Raw genomic sequence first — 17,207 nt, forward strand, 5'->3', positions numbered from 1 at the left:
TTGTGAGATTATTTTTGTCTGCTTGGCGCTACCGCATTAAGGTGGTTAAACAATGGTGATCAGTGACGCTCACTCAGGCGCACCTTCTAAGCGATTTAGTGAATGTTGCTGCGAGTTGGTAGATAGGCGCTTATTGACTTAAGCAGGGACTACCTTTGGCAACAATCAGCCTAAGAGCTTGTGGTTCTACCTCGATATGGGCTTGCTTAAACTGATAGGGTTCGCCATCAAGGTTACAGGGAAGCGCCTGCTCTAGCTTTATGTCGAGGCTGTCGGTTTGCCAGCTCATTACATATTCAGCATCGGCCAGTGCTTCTCCTTTGCTAAAGGCGCTGGCTTCTTGTATGACTTGGCTTAAGGCAATGGCTGGGAAGGCTTTAATGATACAAACATCGAGTAGGCCATCGTTGATTAGCGCTTTAGGGCCTAGCTCTTGGCCTCCGCCCGCTTGTTTGCCATTACATAAGGCGGCCACGATTAATTCGCCATTAAAGTTTTGTTCTGCGCTACTGAACTCGCTTTGGTAAGCGCTAAAGCTCACCGCTTTAAGTAATCCCGCTAAGGTATAAGCGCCACCGCCAAGCAAATCTTTTAGCTCCGTGGGGGTATCGGCGGTCACTTGTGCGGCAAAACCGGCACTGAGTACATTTAAAAAGTAATGGCTTGATTGTTCGTCTGGCTCTTCAACGCGAATCACATCAATCGCTTGCGGCTGATTTTGTAAGGCGAACTGTAAGGCTTCGCTGGCCTCTAGCGGTAGGCCACAGCCGCTAGCAAAGTCATTGGCGGTACCTAGCGGCATAATGGCAAGGCTAGGGCGCTCATCTTTAGGCAGTTGCATTAACGCTGAAACAGCCGCCTGAACGGAGCCGTCACCGCCGCCAATCATTAGTGTTTTATCGGGGTGATCCCAACCTTGTTGGTGGGCTTCTTCAATCAGCCGTGGCACATCGGCGGCTTCCCAAGTCACTCTAACTTGAATGTCGTGGCCTTGTTCTCGTAGGGCAAATATCGCTTCACGCAGTTCTTCTTGTTGGGCTTTTTTGCCGTTTAGGATCAGTCTTAGTGCCATGATTCCTCGCTGTTATTCGCGTTATGCTGGCTCATACTATAAACAACAAACTGCATGATGGTGAAGTGTTGACCTTAAGCGAGGCCTTTCATGCGTAGGTATAAGTTTTCTACTTTATCACGTGCCCATTGGGTTTTACGTAAAAACTTAAGGCTAGATTTAATGCTGGGATCATGGGTGAAGCAGCGAATATTGATTCTTGCGCCGAGCCCTTCCCAACCATAAAAGTCGACGAGTTCGGTGAGGATGGCTTGTAGTGTTTTACCATGCAATGGGTTGTTTTTTTGAGTCATGCTAGTGGCCGTTAATTAGTTCTCACTAAGTATATCAGCTGCCGGGGGGCGGCTGGTAGCCAAGACTTATAAGAGGGGCTGAGTGAAGTACTGTGTTGTTCTTGGCTCGGCAACATAATGCTTGTTAAAAATGGAAAATAATTGGCAACAAAAGCTAAAGTTATCGTTTAGTCAGCCGACAAAAGGCTGATGTCCAGGAATAGGAGGTAGAATGGAAGTCAGTGGAGCAAGCACTTCGCAATCGATGGAAGTGATCTCAGCACAGTTGGCCCAAGGCCAACAAAAGCAAGACGGTAAAGCAGTACAAGAACTTGTTGCCGCTGCCGAAGTCCCACAAGTTGCTCCTGCGAGCAGACCGGGTCTTGGTGGAAATATTAATATTAAAGTGTAAATAGACTAAGCCGCATCGCGGCTTATTCTTTTCTTATCATTTGGTGAATTGTTTGCGCCAATCATTCAGCTAAACTGAACCTTGTTTAAGCCTTGAACAACTCTTCTCTCCCTATATAGCGCCCCGTCATAGAACTTAAGTTTTTTATAAATAACTTGCCTTTTCTTGATTGAAGTCAATCGATTAATTGGTAGCGTAAAGGACTTATGGCCTACTGTTTTAAGGTAAGCAGCAAGCCCTATCTGGCTGTTAATTTTTATTAAATTTCAATTGAGTAACAAGATATGCAAACTGTTAGCGCTCGCCTAAAGATTATGATCGTGATGTTTTTTATGGCCTTTTCTCTGTTAGCCTACAAGGGTATATCAGGGATGAATGCGGCAACCCATTCAATCAATGATATGTATTCAGAGGGAATGCAGCACACCATCAGGGCGGGTAGAATTCTTGACGCTTTGGGGCAAGCTCGAAGCTCTTTGTTACTCGCTTTTCAACATGCTCCCCAGTCTGAATTCGTTAATATGCATGACCATCCAGTGTCTTTGCATGTGAATGATATTCAGCAAGCGATGAAAGACTTGCATCATATTGTGGATGTTGAATTGGCGGGGGTGGTGTTAAATAACAAAGAACAGCAAATTGTTTCTAGTTTAGAGCGCCAGCTCGATACTATTGCTGAGCAAGGATTTACGGTGGCGCTAAACGCTATCGCAAAAGGGGATTTCCAAGCAGCTAACTTGGCTTTATTAAAAGTGATTAATCCAAGTTACGTAGAGGTGACAAAACACGCTGAGCAATTTTTAGAAGCACAGGTGACTGAAGCCGCTTCCTCTTTAGCGACAGCACAAAGTAATACTCGCGCGTTTATGTGGGGCGTGGCTATTATCACCCTCATTAGTTTGTTGGTGATTGTGGGTTTATCAATTCTTACCATGAAACGAGTGAGTGGAGCAGCGGGCCAGTTACAAGAGAAATCTAAGTTGATTGTAGAAGGCGATTTGACTCAACGTATTGAGCTTAGTGGGCAAGACGAATTTAGCCATATCGCCAATGATGTAAACAACATTGTGACTCAGTTCCAACACGTAGTGGCGACTAATCAGGCCTCCATCGACAGCTTAGCCAGCGCCGCTGAAGAGGGCTCGACAGTTGCCGAGCAAACTAAGCAGAACGTGTTTGACCAGCAACAGCAAACTCAGCTTATTGCCACAGCGATTCACCAGTTCACCGCTACCGTGCATGAAGTGGCGCAAAACGCCAGTGGCGCGGCAGAAGCATCAGAGGAAGCAGACCATGCCGCCGACCAAGGTAAAGAGGTGGTACAACAAAGCATCAACATGGTAGAGACCTTGTCGCAAGAAATGCAGGATACGGTGGGGGTAATGCAAAATCTAGCGCAACATGTGGCAGAAATTAGCAGCGTGATCGAAGTGATTCAAAGTATTTCCGAGCAAACCAACCTGTTAGCGCTCAATGCGGCCATTGAGGCGGCTCGTGCCGGAGAGCAAGGACGAGGCTTTGCGGTAGTGGCCGATGAAGTTAGAACCTTAGCCAGTCGAACTCAACAATCTACCGGCGAAATTCAGCAAACTATTACTCAGCTACAGCAGGGCAGTCGTGAAGCCATGAGCCGCTTAGAACAAGGGGCGCAGAGTGCCAAACAAACCGCAGAAAAATCCTTGCTTGCCGGCGAGGTGCTAGCACTCATTACGCAAAGCGTGGATAAGATTTCTGCGATGAATGCTCAAATTGCTACCGCCGCTGAGCAGCAGAGTTCGGTCACCGAAGAAATTAACCAAAACATTACCAGCATTAGTGAAATTTCTAATCAAACCGCTAGCGGTGCTGAGCAAAACAGCAGTTCAACCTTAGTATTGGCAGAGTTGGCTGAACAACTCAGGCTAGAAATACAAGCTTATCGAGTTTAGGAGATAAGGCCGAATAGGACACTTCTGTAAGCAAAGCTAAATAAAATGACTATCTTAGGCAAAAAATCTAATTTTTTTGCCTAAGTTGTTTTTAAGTTTTAACTATTTTTGATTTATCAGGGTTATCGCTAATTAACCATAGACCCGCCTGCGCCGCATGCGCTACAGTTTGCTTTCGGTTTTTTGTAGGTGACTCTGTATGCGACGCATTGGTTTGTTGGTAGCGGCGCTCATTATGGTTATTACTTGGATGTTTTACCGGAATGACGCGGCTGAAGAGAGTAAGGCTTCAAGCACCCCGCCTGTAACGGTGGAGGTTGTGCGTTTAAGTGAGGGCGTACTTAATCAGCAGGTGCATTTATTGGGCAATGTGTTTGCCTTGCGTTCGGTAGAGATAAAGCCGGAGGTTGATGGGCGGATTAGCGACATTGCTGTTCAATCGGGGCAACAAGTTAAACAAGGGCAGTTGTTGGTTCAGCTCGATAATCGCCATCAACGAGCGGTGCTGATGCGTGAGCAAGCCCGCTTAAGTGATATTCAGCGCCAGCATCAAAACTTACTACAACTCCTGCCTAAGGGCGCGACTACCCAAGCCGAAGTGGATCGCTATGAATCTCAGGTGGCGATGCAACAAGCAGAGCTAGCACTTGCCGAAGCCGCCTTGCAAGACCGAGCCTTACGCGCGCCGTTTGATGGCCAGCTTGGTTTGGTGGATTTAAGCCTCGGCCAAGTGGTTAACTCTGATACTGTGTTAATGACCTTGGACGATGCCAGCACTCTACGCTTAAATGTGCCTGTCGCGGCGCGCTATTTGGGACAAATTCAACTTGGGCAAACCGCCCAACTGCGCCAGTCTGGTGCCGAGCAACGAGTATTTGAAGCCAAGGTGAGCAGCATCGATAGTCGGGTTCGCGGCGAAACCTTAAATGTGTTTGTGCAACTGTCTATAGATAACCAGCAGGGCTTGCTGGCTCCCGGCACCTTAATGAGCGGTGAATTGTCGCTAGCCTCTAGCGAGCACTTGTTAATGCCCTTGCAAGCGGTCGCTTACGATGGTGAGCGCCGTTATGCCTACCGCTTAAACCAGCAAACAGTAGATAAAGTCGAAGTGCTTTTGGGGCAGCGCGGTGATGAGCAAGTTGAGGTTTTAAGTGGTTTAGTCGCCGGTGATCAGGTGGTGTATAAGGGCTTGGTTAAGCTTCACGACGGCATCGAGGTTGAAGTACTTAACTAATGAAAATATCTGATCTGTCCATGTATCGCCCGGTGGCGGCGATAGTATTAAGCCTGCTGCTGATGTTATTTGGTCTGGTGGCTTACACTGAGCTGCCCGTGCGTGAAATGCCCGATATTGAAAGCCCAGTGGTGTCGATAGGTACCCCGTATCGCGGCAGCGCCTCGTCCATCGTTGAGTCACAAATTACCAAACCTTTAGAAGATGAACTCAGTGGCATCGACGGCATAGACTACATTTGGTCCTCTTCTTGGGACGGTTGGTCGGGCATCACCATTACCTTCAAGCAAGGCCACAACATGTTGGAGGCGGTGAGTGATGTGCGCGATGCGGTAAGCAGGGCACGCGGCCGCCTGCCCGACGACGTGGATGAGCCCATCGTACGTAAAAGCGATAGCGAAGAAGCGCCATTCATGTGGCTAAACCTCACTACCAGTATGCAAGATAGAGTGGAGTTGAGTGACTTTGCCGAGCGGATTTTAATTGAACGCCTAAGCCTGCTACCCGGCGTAAGTGCGGTGAATACTTCGGGTTTGGTTGAGCGGGTGATGTACATCGAATTAGACCCCACCGCCATGGCGGGGCGTGGGCTTACCACCAATGACGTGCTCACCGCGCTAAATCAAGAAAACCTGCAATTACCCGCAGGCTATGTCAGAAATGATAGCCTGAATATTGTGGTAAGAGTGGCGCGGATGTACCAGCAGGCCGAGGACTTTGCCCGCTTACAAATTGCTAACGTGGCTGGCGACCATGTCACCTTAGATGATATTGCGCATATTTATGTTGGCGCGAAAAAAGACACCACCACGTTTAAGAGTAATGGCGTAGACAGCATGGGCTTGGGCATTGTTGCCATGTCTAAGGCCAACCCCTTGGATGTGGCCGATACAGTGAGCGCCGAACTGGAGCGTTTACAGCGGTTTTTGCCCGAGGGCGCTGCTTTGACGGTTGATTACGACAGCACCGTATTTATTCGCCAAGCCATTAGCGAGGTCTATTCCACACTGGCAATTTGTGCCGTATTGGTGGTGCTGGTACTGTACTTATTTTTGGGGCGGATTAGCGCTACCTTAATTCCGGCTATTACCGTGCCAGTATCACTGATTGCAGCTTTCTCGGCGGCTTATTGGTTCGGCTATAGCATCAATTTAATCACCTTGATGGCCTTAATTCTGGCGATTGGTTTGGTGGTGGACGATGCCATTGTGGTGGTGGAAAACATTATTCGCCACCGCGCGGCTGGTGAGCCTCCCCTAGTGGCGGCATTTCGTGGTGCCAAAGAACTGAATTTTGCGGTTATTGCCACCACCATCGTATTGGTGATGGTGTTTCTTCCGCTGTTGTTTATGCAAGGGAAGATGGGTGACTTGTTTGCCGAGTTTGCGGTGCTCTTGTCAGCGGCGGTGATTTTTTCTTCCTTGGTGGCGCTTACGCTAGCGCCGGTGATGGCGGGCAAGCTGTTTGAAAAAGATCCCACTAAAACCACCTGGCTTAACCGCTCAGTAGGGCGAGCAATGACTCGTTTAGAGAAAGCCTATACTCAGTTGTTGCATCAGATGATCGACTACAAGTTAAGCGCTGTAGTATTTGTTGGCGCTTGTTTGCTGGCGCTGATGTGGGCTTATCAACAGCAGCAAACCGCCTTTGCCCCAAAAGAAGATCGGGGCGTGGTGAATGTGTATGTGGGCGGCGAGGAAGCGACGAGTTATCCGCGCATGTTAGAAAGCATGGCGGCCATTGAGCAGCGTCTATTGCCGATGATGGCAGAAGATGGCCCAATAGCAACACTCAACTATTCGGCTCCGGCTTTTGGTAGTTGGGCCGACCACCAAGGTTTCTTTATTGTGCGCTTAAAAGATTGGAGTGAGCGAGAGCAAAACGCCGCTGAGGTGGTTGAGATGATCCGCCAAGCCGCACACGATGTGAGTGATGTGAAGGTTTATCCCTATCAGCCCAGCTTTGGTGGGCGAGCTGGCGAGCCTGTGCAGTTTGTCTTGCAAGGTGATGATTACCAGCAACTGTATCATTACGCCCAAGAGCTAGAGCAGCAAGCCAATGCCAGTGGGCTGATGCATGGCGTGAAGTTGGACTATAACCCCACCACGCCAGAAATAGTGTTAAGCGTGAACCGCTTAGCAGCCAGAGAGCTAGGCATTAGCGTGAATGATATTGCCAGTACCCTTGAGGTATTGCTAGGAGGGCGAGCCCAAACCCGTTTTGAAGAGTTTGGCGAAGAATACGATGTGTATTTAAAAGCCGACGAGCAGCAATTTCAGTCTCCCAGTGATTTAAGCAAGGTTTACCTGCGCAGTGACAGTGGAAACTTGGTTTCCTTAGACAGCTTAGTCAGCGCCAAGCAGGAAGCATCGGCCCGAGGTTTGTTTCATTATCAGCGTAAAAAGTCGATTAGTCTGAAGGCTAACCTTAGTGACCAAGTCAGCCTAGGAGAGGCGCTAAGTTTTTTGAATCAGGCCTCAGCGCAGATGCTGCCCAGCGGTTATACCGTGGATTACGCCGGAGAATCAAAGGAGTTTTATGACAACCAACGTGAGTTATGGCTGTTGTTTGCGCTCGCTTTACTGGTGTGTTACTTGGTACTGGCGGCGCAGTTTGAAAGCTTTATTAGCCCGGCAATTGTAATGTTAACGGTGCCTTTGGGTTTGTTGGGCGGCTTATTGGGCTTGTTGATTACCGGTGAAACGCTAAATATTTACAGCCAGTTAGGGCTGTTGATGTTAATCGGTATGGCCACCAAAAACGGTATTTTGATCGTGGAGTTTGCCAACCAGTTACGCGATCGCGGCTTGCCGGTAAAACAAGCCATTTTAACTGCGGCGGGCAATCGTTTACGGCCCATTGTGATGACCACGCTAACCACCGTTCTTGGCGCTTTGCCAATGTTGCTCGCCACAGGTGCCGGCGCTGAAACCCGCTTCGCCATTGGTGTAGTGATTTTTAGCGGCATGTTATTGGCCAGTTTGGTGACCTTGTTTGTGGTGCCTTGTTTGTACAACCTGTTGGGAGGCTTGAGTGGCTCGCCAGAAGCGCGCGCCGAGCAGTTGAAACAGCAACTCGATGCGCCTAGTTTATTGGAGAAAGCAGAGCCCTAATGCGTAAGATGGATAAACCACGTGAGCGGGCAATTGTGGCGGCGCTAACCGAGGTATGTGAAACGGCAAAGGCAGCCAATAGCGAGTTTGCTTGGATTTCCCATAAGGTTAATTACCAGCGTTTTCCCGATAGCTTGCAGCTCATCTGTGCTTATCGTCAGCCGCAGCATTTAGCTAGCGCGATTGGTGCTGGGGAAACTCAAGCCATCAGCCAACAAATCGTACAAGCCTTGGCGCAGCGGGGGATTAGTTTGACTAAGCCGCAGCGCCAGGTACGCTTTATTAGCGAGCAACAGAGCTAGTATTTTACGGCGTTGGAGCAAATAGAATGGCTTATTGCTAGTTAGAGCCTATCGTTTGCCAAACACCTAGCTTAAGTCTGCTGCGCCTAATGAGAGAGTTATTAGGATTCGTCTTCAGACGGTTGTGGCCAAATTGACTCGCTTGCTTCAGGGCTGGCGGTAGGTGCGTCCTCTTCGGCTGACTTGACGCGTATTTTATTACCTGATTGTTTGCTGCCATTTAAGGCTTTAATCGCCGCTTCTGCAGCATCAGTGTCGGCAAAAGTGACAAAGCCAAAGCCCTTCGACTGACCGTTCTCTTTGTCCAATACCAAGTCACAGCTAACTACTTCGCCATAGTCGTTAAACAGTGCCAATAGCTGTTGTTCAGTGATCTTGCGACTTAAATTACGAACCAATAATTTCATGGGAATTCCTAGCTGGCTAGCGTGTCATTGACGCGGTTTCTAAAGCGTCAATATTTCGCGAATGGGTAAGTGACTATTGTTGACTATAACGGCGTAAAAAGCTCACGATATTTGCCTTACTTTGACTACTCAGTTGCTGCATTAACTTAAAGCTAGGCTGAGTAATCTTGAATTGCTGCTGCAATTGCTTAAGCAGACATAACCATAATTGCGCAGTCATTTCGGCATCGGCTAAGGCGCGGTGAAAGATCCCTTGGTTATCTATCTGTTGGTGGGCTACCAAGGTGGCCAGCTTGTGATTGGGTGCATCTTGCAATAAGCGCCGCGACAGCAACATGGAACAGGCAAACTCAGCCTGTGCTTGGCGGCCTATATAAGCCCATTCGGCAGTTAAAAAACTGCGGTCGAAAGAGGCATTATGCGCCACCATGTTGTGCGGGCCAACAAACTGATAAAAGCGTTCCATTACCTCGGCGCAAGGTGGTGCGTCGGCCAGCATGGCGTTGCTGATCCCGGTATAAGATTCGATAAAAGCTGGAATGGCGAAACCGGGGTTCATCAGCTCTTGAAAGCGCCCGGTAATCTGGCCGTTTTCCAGTAATACTGCACCAATCTCAATGGCGCGTTCGCCTTGTTTGGGAGATAAACCACTGGTTTCAAAGTCGAGTACCACAACAGTATCGGCGGGAGTAAGCTTGGACAAATGACTAAGGCTAGTAAGTTAACAGAGCCCTATGGTAGCGCTCCTTTAGCAAAACGCAAGCTCTAGCCCAGCCGTTGGTTTAGCCCGCAAAGCTGGGGTTAGCGCTAACCGCTAGGCTTACCACAAAGGGCTAGTACTAACGGCGCGTTTCCCTGCCAGCGGCTGCTTATATTTAACTTGTAAAGGCTGAAGTACTGATTGGTAGAGCTAATATAAACAGCGCACCGCCAAGTGGACTACTGGCTACGCTCACCTTACCAGCATGGTTGTGAGCGATGCGCTCAACTATGGATAAGCCCAAACCATGGCCACCACTTTGGCGGCTGCGGCTATCATCAACTCGAGCAAAGGGTAAAAATATGCTTTCTCGGTAGGCTTCGGGAATACCTATGCCATCGTCGTGTACTTCAAAAATCACCGATTTATCGGTGGAATAGGCCCGAATTAAGATTTGTTTTTCAGCGTACTTTTGACTGTTAACAATCAGATTATTCAGTGCCCAGCGGAGCAGTTTTTCATCCGCTGATAGGCTCAACTGGGCGGCACATTCTATTTCAATATTCAGCCTTGGGCTTAGTTTAACTAGGCGTTCACAAATGCTATTAAGCAACGGTAGCGGCCTTATGGTTTGTTTTTGCAACTGACGAGCCTTACCCAATTGTGAAAAACTAATCAGTTCATGGGTGAGTTCTTCGAGGCTGTCTAAGTCTTGGTCCATCTCCTGAATATGCTGGCGCATGCTGTCCATGTCTTTAATGGAACGCGTCATATCTAGGGCAAACCGCAGATTATTGATAGGGGTTTTTAACTCATGAGAGGCGGCAATGCTCATGGCATCTTGCTGTTGTATTAGTGACTTAAGTTTAGCGGCCATGGTATTTAGGCTTTGCGCCATGTGGTTTAGCGGTAGCGGAGCTTGCTCGTTGGCGCTGACATCAAAGTTACCTTGGCCTATCGCCTGCGTTACTTTGGCCAAGTGGTGAGTCTGGCGGTAAAGTGAAAAAGAGAACCACCATAGGCTTAGCGCTAAACACACCGCCATTACGCCTATCATGTACCAGAGCAGCCAACTGCCGTGATCGAGGAATTCTTCATCTAAATAAAGCGTTAATACTTGTTGCTCTGACCATGGGTAATAGAGGGTGACTTCGTCGTCGCCAAATAGCGTGCTGCGTAGTTCCACCAAGGGCTGTTGAGTACGGAGTTTCTGTTGCTGCTCGGTTGAGAGCTGGCTAAGCGGTAGTTGCTGGGCGATGAAGGGAAATTCTCCTTGGTGGCTTTGCATTACCGCTTCTAGCTCGCGCCCATCATTTTGTGCCAGCTCGCGTTGCAGCAGATAGTAGAGTGGTGAGGCTATTTTGCTAACATGTTCGCGCTCAATACGTTCAATTTGATCACTCACCAACAGGCCATAGCTTAAGGCGGCCAGAGCAATCGCTGAAATCGACGCAATAAATAAGCGAAGGAATAGGGTGATCACAAGGGCTTAAGCGAACTAGAGACTTTGCACAAACAGATAACCCTTACCACGCACCGATTTAATGTAGCGGTAGGGGGCGTATTGTCGTTTAGCTTTTTTCTAATGGTGGAAACACGCATATCCAACGAGCGGTCCAAGCCGTCATAATCAATGCCTCGCATTTTTTGGAAGAGTAGGTCGCGGGGCAGCACGTGGCCGGCGTTATCCATGAAAAAATACAATAAGTCGAACTCGGCATCGGTCAGCTCAAGTTGTTGCTCGCCTAGCCAGATACAACGCTGGCTTTGGTCGGCAGTGAGGTCCTGACAACGAATCCGTTGCTTAATTTGTGGATTTGCCAGGGTATTTGGCTGAACCACGCCTTCACTGCGTCGCAGCGCCGAGCGTAGGCGCGCCAGCAGTACATGCGGGCGTAAGGGTTTGCTAAGAAAGTCATCTACACCAATATTGAGTGCCGAAACTTCGGTAGCATCATCATTTTGCGCAGTGAGCATCAGGATGGGGCCATGGAAGAACGACCGTACTTTCTGACAAACTTGAATACCGTCCATGCCGGGCAGCATTAAATCAAGCAATAGGGCACTGGGTTGATGCTGCTCCAGCAATTGCGTGGCCATATCGCCGCGCTCGGCGGTGATGACTTCAAAACCTTCATTATTTAAGAAGCTGGCTACCAGTTGTTGCTGGCGGGCATCATCTTCAATTAATACCAGTTTATGGCGTATAGCTTGCAAACTTGCTTCCCTACGTAGCGCGTTTCTTTAGCTGGCTTATTTTAGAGACCCCGTTAGTTGATGCAATGAGCTTTTATCAAAGCTTGATGTTGGTCACTTAAATATAAAAATTACATCATTAGCGGCGATTTATAGAAGGGCTTAAGTTGAAGGCTTGGTGAGTGCTAAGCCAATCTGCAATATAGCTTCAAATAATTGAACATATATTATTAATTGTTGATGTTTTGTTAAGCGCTAGCCGTTAATATCTGTAGCCATTAAATCGAAGCAAGTCATAACAAGGAAGTATATGAATTATTGGCGCAAAGTGGCATTGTTACCGTGTTTTTACTTAGTAAGTGTATTGGCTCAAGCGGAGTCTATCGCCAGCTATCCGGCAGATTGGCGAAGTTGGCCAGTGGTGGGAGAGAGTATGGTGCCGGGTAAAGATGTCGTGCTCCCAGAAGACACGCCTTTGTTCATTCAACAAGCGGTGGCCGCCTATAACTGGATTAATGACGGTAAAGGGACCAAATTAACCACCTATGTGCACCCGGATAAATTAAAGCAATATGCCAGTCACGGCCCCTATGATGACGGTGTGACCGTGGTAGGTGTATATGAAACCCCTGGAGTGGTTTTTGTTACTGAACATCTGGCGGGTGAAGCCATTTACGGCACCTATGACACCGAAGGGAAGGATATTAGCTCGCAGCATCCAACTTTTGAGCCAGAATATTGCGCCCGTTGCCATACCGCTTATCAGGATATCTGTATTAATGGTACCTGTAGTGTGCCAGTGATAGAGCTGTTTAAGGATAACTAAGCTTAAGTGCCTTGGTTTAAATCAGTTAACAAGTTAAAAATCAGCCAGTTGTTGTTTGTTTCGCACCTGATATTGGTGTTATGGCTGGTTTTTACTATGACTTATAACCGTTATCGTAGTGAGTGGGAAACGGGTATTACCCATGCGGTGAGCAATGCACGTAGTAGTAGCAACGCTATTATTGATTTGGTCTCTCCTTCAGCGGCGGGCTTAAATTATACCAACGTAAAATTAGACTCCTCGCTAAAACTTTATGCCGCCGCAGAAAAGCTGATCTATTTTTCAGTGGATGCTATCTCTGATTTTTCATCAACCCCCTTTGCTTTTGCCTACCTGCGTAAACCAGAATTGGTATGGAAAACCCATAACCAAGAGCAGGATATTGCTCAGCAAGAAGCCAAGATTGAACAGTTTAAGCGGCGTCTATTAGCCGACGACGCCGATAAAGTGAAGCTCACTTTTTTAATGGGGCGTGCCCAAGAGCGGCTATTACGTTTTTACATGGATATGAATCACGAGCGTCAGTATGGCCCTCTTTTTCCGCTACCTAATATAGCGCCAGACGATTATCTATTGCTGCCAGATAAGCAGCAATTAGTGTTACATCTCGCCTTACGAAACCGGCATCAGGGCAGCATTTATCTATTTTTTGATGCTCAGCATCTTTACCAGCTACAACGCGATATTCGTTGGCAGTTATTCAAAGAAGCCCTTACCGCTGTTCTATTTTCGGTGATTCTAATTGCTTGGGCTACTTGGTGGATAGTGCGTCCGCTCAAGCGTTTGGCTGGCAATATGAGCGCCCACCTAAAAGATATTGATGTTTCTCAACTCAGCGAATTAGAGCGAGATGATGAGCTAGGTGTATTGGCGCGCCGCTTTAAGAGTTTGGTAGAGCGGGCGCAAGGGCAAATGGTTGAGCTTGAGCAGCGCTCTGAGCTGGATGCCTTAACTCAGCTAGGCTCGCGCTTTTATTTTAATGCTTGTTCTGAGGATTATGTGAGTCAGGCCAAACGCGCTCAGCAATGTGTCGGGTTTCTGATTTGCGATTTGGATAACTTTAAAGCCTATAACGATAGCCTGGGCCACCCTGAAGGCGACAAAGTATTACGGCGAGTGGGTTTGTGTATTCAATCAACCATGAAACGTGAAACCGATAAGGCGTTTCGCTTAGGCGGCGAAGAGTTTGTGGTGTTATTGCAGACTCACCAAGTTAACGACATTCAGCCAATAGCGGTGCAATTGTGTCAGCAGCTGGAAGGCTTGGAAATACCTCATCCACAAAATGCGCCTTTTGAAGTGGTTACCATGTCAATAGGAATTGGCTTTGTTAACGCAGAAAATCTGCGTCACTTAAACAGTATTGACCAAATCTACGAAGTCGCCGACCAAGCCTTGTATAGAGCGAAAGCGGCCGGTCGTAACGCGATTGAATTAACCGAATGGACACCAGCAAGCACATAGGGAAACAATGATGAGTGAAATGCGCAAACAGAAGCGAGTGTGGATAGATACAGATATTACCCTCGGACGTAAAAATAGCTTAGTCAGTTATTGTGATGTGGATGATGGTTATGCCATTGCTGCCTTGCTGCGTTCGGTTGAAGTAGATGTAGTGGGAATCAGCTCAACTTTAGGAAATACCAACGATATTGCTGTTTCTACTCAAGTCGCCAAAGATTTTATCGCGCGTTTTGGCCCCAATAGTGTGGTGGTTAACCAAGGTGCGAGCACGCCTTTCGAGCAACAAGATGGCCAAGCTTTACCTAAGGGTGTGAGCGCGATGGCTGAGGCCTTGGCTGCAGGGCCGCTATGGATACTGGGCATTGGCGCCGCCACTAACATCGCATTGTTGGCTAAACATTACCCGCAGTTACTGGGCAACATTGAAAAAGTGGTATTGCTGGCAGGGCGCACTAGCATCGACCAGCATTTCATTTCAGGCCACCATCAACCCAAGCCATTTCGCGATTTAAATTTCGAGGCTGACGTAGTGGCCTATAAATACTTGCTCGATAGCCAACTGGATATTTGCTTGGTGCCTTATCAAGCTTGCCAGCCTTTTTGGTTAACTCAGCATGACCTATTGGGTATGCTAAACGGCAGCAGCGTGGCTCGCTACTTGGCGGAAAAATCAGAACCGTGGTTATTAGAGTGGGAAGTGGTGTTTGGCGCCTCAGGCTTTAACCCCTTCGATCTGATTGCGGCCGCTTATCTCATAGATGAGCAGTGGTTTAGCAGCGAGCATTGGCAAGTGGAAATAGTACAAGGGCCAAGCGATACCGAAAAGGGGAAAACCAAGGACTACTTGATTTGTTCAGATACGGTGAATAGTGGCCGCAGTGTTGAATATTGCACGGCAATTAGCGAGCAGAGTAAAGCCGTACTACTAGAGCGCATAAAGAGTCATGACATGCAGCATTTTGTATTAGGCATGTCGCACGTTAATATTATTGTTGATGACATCAGCAAAGCCACAGAGTTTTATCAAAGGACTTTAGGTTTTGTTCTGGCCAAAGATGATCAAGGCCAGCTGATGGATTACCAAGGGGTAACCATGAGCAGCTTCGCTTTAGATGCGGGGCTAAGTGATGGCAAGGTTAATGTGGATGTGCGTTTCTTACATCATCCGCAAGCGGGGCTGTATTTGGAATTGATGCATTATAATTACCCGCAGGGTAAGCAGCAATTGCCGTCACAGCCAAAGACCTATGATTTAGGTGGGCCGCGCCATATTGCGATGGAGGTGAGCAATTGCAACGAGGTGTTTAACTACCTTAAGAAACAACCCGGTGTGACCATGATAAATACCAGTAATGACTACCATCCGAATAAACTTGATGGTTTCCCTATTACCTTCTTCTACTGGATTGACCCTTACGGAGTGCAATGGGAAATGGAAGAAGGGCGGCAAATGGGGTTATCGCGCAGCATTGTATAAGCTGCGCGAGTTTTGTTCTTTAACGAGTAATCCGCTGAGCGGCGGCGTTTAAGGCTTGTTCAGCCGTTTGTCGGCCAGTGGTTATGTTGCTTAAGCTGGTGGCCATGGCGGCCCAGAATTTACCCATGGCAGGGGCGTTGGGCATCGGTTTTCCTTGGGCGGCGCTGGCATAAACGGCGGTGACTCTGGGGTCGTTAGCCAGTTCTTCTTTTAACTGAAGGTTGGCCATTGCGCCCAAATCGCCACTGGAAAACAGTAAGCGCTGGTTGTCTAGCTTCATCAGGTAGTAGTTTAAAAACTCATCCACTAAATCCCCCTGAGTGGTGGCGCTGTTAACCACCGCGCTCCATACCCCAACAAAGGCTTTGGCAGGTTTGCCGTTTACCGTGGGTAAGGGGGCTACGCCAAAATCCATGCCGACACTTTCTAGTTCATCCCAGTACCAAGGGCCGTTAATGACCATGGCGACTTGGCCCTTTCTAAACTGCACGTCCATGATGGAGTAGTCGGCATTATCCGGCATTAAGTTTTGGTCGAGCATTTTCTTAACGAGTTTCGCCGCATACAAGGCGCTGGAGTGATTCACCCCGGTATCTTTAATGTTGTAATGCTGCTGTTGGTCTTTGGCAAAAATGTAAGCGCCACCTGCGGCAAACAAGGGCCAAGTGTAATAACTGTTGTTGTAATCCCACAGTATTGCCTTGGTATTGTGTTGTTGCTGGAGGCGCTTATCTAATTCAAATAACTCTTCGAAGGAGTGTGGTGGTTGCTGAATCAGCGCTTTGTTGTAGATGAGGCTTACCGCTTCCACGGAGATCGGGTAGCCATAGACCTTTCCTGCTACTTTCACCGCATCCCAAGCATAGGGTTCGGCCGAATCTAGCAGCGCTTGACTGGGCTTAAGTTCTCGCAGTAGCCCGGCGGTAGCCCAATCGCCGATACGATCATGCGGCCAAAATATAATGTCTGGTCCTTCACCATTCCGTGCTTGGATCTCAAAATTACCGGTGATATCGGTGGGTTGTTTTACCATTACGCTCACACCGGTATCTTGCTCAAACTGCTCAGCAATTTGTTGCATCTGAGGGTAGCTTTTGCCGGTCCATAGAGTGAGGCCTGGGGTGGAGTCGGGAGTACTAAGGGCCCAACAGTTGCTGCTTATGATTAAGCCAGCGAATAACGAATACTTCCAAAATGTCATCTTGCGTTCCCAATAACTTACCGGGCTAGATTGGAAAATTCCCGAAGCTTTTGCAAGTTATAGAATCTAGAGGCTGGCGCTTGGTCACAATTAAGGGCGCCTTAGGTAGTGGAAGTGAGTGAAACTCTTCTTTAGTGATAATGCTATCAAGGTTCGGGTATGATTTGCTCATTTTTCTTTATGCTTAGTTTAATTGGCTTTGTTGTCATTTAAGGCGGCGTGGTTAAACAGATAAGAATGTTGCCTTTTAGTCATATGCGGTTTGTTTAAGTGATGATTCTTGTTACGAACCTACCCAAATTCTCAAATGCGATATAGGTTGTTTCAGGGTTATTTGGTCAAATTTCATGGTGTGTAGTGAAGGCCTTTACGCTTTAGCGCTGCTGGTGAAAATGACTTTGGCTTGCTTTCTAATTGTCCTACTCAACTATCCATAAAATTACAACAAGAGGCTAGACGAAGCAAAATGACCTTAACTCGTCGTGGATACAGGGTGATGAAGTAAAATGAAAAAATGGATGAGATATCTTGTATGCACATTTTTTAGCTTTTTATTTGGTCTGTACCTTCCTGTTCTAGTTGTGGCTCTTATATCAGGAGATA

Annotated in this window: 14 protein-coding genes and 1 pseudogene; 8 read left to right on the plus strand and 7 right to left on the minus strand. The window is 47.8% G+C overall.

Translation table 11 applies throughout. The features are described 5' to 3' along the window. Positions 1 to 130: 130 nt before the first annotated feature. Both yegS and AR383_RS18530 read right to left on the minus strand, forming a co-directional pair. Complete coding sequence (gene yegS / locus AR383_RS18525; RefSeq protein ID WP_055734474.1) at positions 131 to 1,072, minus strand: lipid kinase YegS; 942 nt, start codon at positions 1,070 to 1,072, stop codon at positions 131 to 133. 80 nt (positions 1,073 to 1,152) lie between these two features. Beyond that, positions 1,153 to 1,365: pseudogene (locus AR383_RS18530) on the minus strand (VF530 family protein); the annotation flags it as partial. A gap of 211 nt (positions 1,366 to 1,576) precedes the next feature. Between AR383_RS18530 and AR383_RS18535 the strand changes: the two are divergent. The 5 genes from AR383_RS18535 to AR383_RS18555 all read left to right on the plus strand — a co-directional run bounded on the left by AR383_RS18535 (position 1,577) and on the right by AR383_RS18555 (position 8,333). Continuing rightward, entirely contained in the window at positions 1,577 to 1,756 is a 180-nt protein-coding gene (locus AR383_RS18535) for a hypothetical protein (RefSeq protein WP_055734476.1), read from the plus strand. Positions 1,757 to 2,040: 284 nt separating this feature from the next. Beyond that, positions 2,041 to 3,684: a methyl-accepting chemotaxis protein gene (locus AR383_RS18540; protein ID WP_198150174.1), complete on the plus strand. Its 1,644-nt coding sequence runs from the start codon at positions 2,041 to 2,043 to the stop codon at positions 3,682 to 3,684. Between the two features lie 199 nt (positions 3,685 to 3,883). After that, positions 3,884 to 4,918: an efflux RND transporter periplasmic adaptor subunit gene (locus tag AR383_RS18545; RefSeq protein ID WP_055734477.1), complete on the plus strand. Its 1,035-nt coding sequence runs from the start codon at positions 3,884 to 3,886 to the stop codon at positions 4,916 to 4,918. Then, a complete protein-coding gene (locus AR383_RS18550; protein WP_055734478.1) occupies positions 4,918 to 8,031 on the plus strand; it encodes an efflux RND transporter permease subunit in 3,114 nt (1,037 codons plus the stop codon). The genes AR383_RS18545 and AR383_RS18550 overlap by 1 nt, the downstream gene beginning before the upstream one ends. After that, positions 8,031 to 8,333 carry a hypothetical protein gene (locus tag AR383_RS18555; RefSeq protein WP_055734479.1) on the plus strand — a complete coding sequence of 101 codons (303 nt, stop codon included), beginning with the start codon at positions 8,031 to 8,033 and terminating at the stop codon, positions 8,331 to 8,333. The genes AR383_RS18550 and AR383_RS18555 overlap by 1 nt, the downstream gene beginning before the upstream one ends. Positions 8,334 to 8,434: 101 nt before the next feature. Here the strand turns inward: AR383_RS18555 and AR383_RS18560 are convergent, their stop codons facing one another. The 4 genes from AR383_RS18560 to AR383_RS18575 all read right to left on the minus strand — a co-directional run bounded on the left by AR383_RS18560 (position 8,435) and on the right by AR383_RS18575 (position 11,657). Further along, a complete protein-coding gene (locus AR383_RS18560) occupies positions 8,435 to 8,740 on the minus strand; it encodes an RNA recognition motif domain-containing protein (RefSeq protein WP_055734480.1) in 306 nt (101 codons plus the stop codon). A gap of 73 nt (positions 8,741 to 8,813) precedes the next feature. After that, positions 8,814 to 9,443, minus strand: coding sequence for a 3'-5' exonuclease (locus AR383_RS18565; RefSeq protein WP_055734481.1), 630 nt, complete (start codon positions 9,441 to 9,443; stop codon positions 8,814 to 8,816). A gap of 172 nt (positions 9,444 to 9,615) precedes the next feature. Then, positions 9,616 to 10,923, minus strand: coding sequence for a sensor histidine kinase (locus AR383_RS18570; protein WP_055734482.1), 1,308 nt, complete (start codon positions 10,921 to 10,923; stop codon positions 9,616 to 9,618). After that, on the minus strand, positions 10,920 to 11,657 hold the full coding sequence (locus tag AR383_RS18575; protein ID WP_083481686.1) for a response regulator transcription factor: 738 nt from the start codon (positions 11,655 to 11,657) through the stop codon (positions 10,920 to 10,922). The genes AR383_RS18570 and AR383_RS18575 overlap by 4 nt, the downstream gene beginning before the upstream one ends. A gap of 289 nt (positions 11,658 to 11,946) precedes the next feature. Between AR383_RS18575 and AR383_RS18580 the strand changes: the two genes are divergently transcribed. The 3 genes from AR383_RS18580 to AR383_RS18590 all read left to right on the plus strand — a co-directional run bounded on the left by AR383_RS18580 (position 11,947) and on the right by AR383_RS18590 (position 15,403). Continuing rightward, positions 11,947 to 12,462, plus strand: a complete 516-nt coding sequence (locus tag AR383_RS18580) for a hypothetical protein (RefSeq protein ID WP_055734483.1) — start codon at positions 11,947 to 11,949, stop codon at positions 12,460 to 12,462. A 96-nt stretch (positions 12,463 to 12,558) separates the two neighbouring features. Continuing rightward, entirely contained in the window at positions 12,559 to 13,926 is a 1,368-nt protein-coding gene (locus AR383_RS18585; RefSeq protein ID WP_157051792.1) for a sensor domain-containing diguanylate cyclase, read from the plus strand. Positions 13,927 to 13,933: 7 nt separating this feature from the next. After that, complete coding sequence (locus AR383_RS18590; protein WP_055734485.1) at positions 13,934 to 15,403, plus strand: nucleoside hydrolase; 1,470 nt, start codon at positions 13,934 to 13,936, stop codon at positions 15,401 to 15,403. A gap of 19 nt (positions 15,404 to 15,422) precedes the next feature. On the opposite strand, the gene malE is transcribed toward AR383_RS18590, so the two are convergent. Then, entirely contained in the window at positions 15,423 to 16,604 is a 1,182-nt protein-coding gene (gene malE, locus AR383_RS18595) for a maltose/maltodextrin ABC transporter substrate-binding protein MalE (RefSeq protein WP_055734486.1), read from the minus strand. Between the last annotated feature and the right edge of the window lie 603 nt (positions 16,605 to 17,207).

This window comes from Agarivorans gilvus (genome assembly GCF_001420915.1).
GTDB classification, from domain to species: Bacteria; Pseudomonadota; Gammaproteobacteria; order Enterobacterales; family Celerinatantimonadaceae; genus Agarivorans; species Agarivorans gilvus.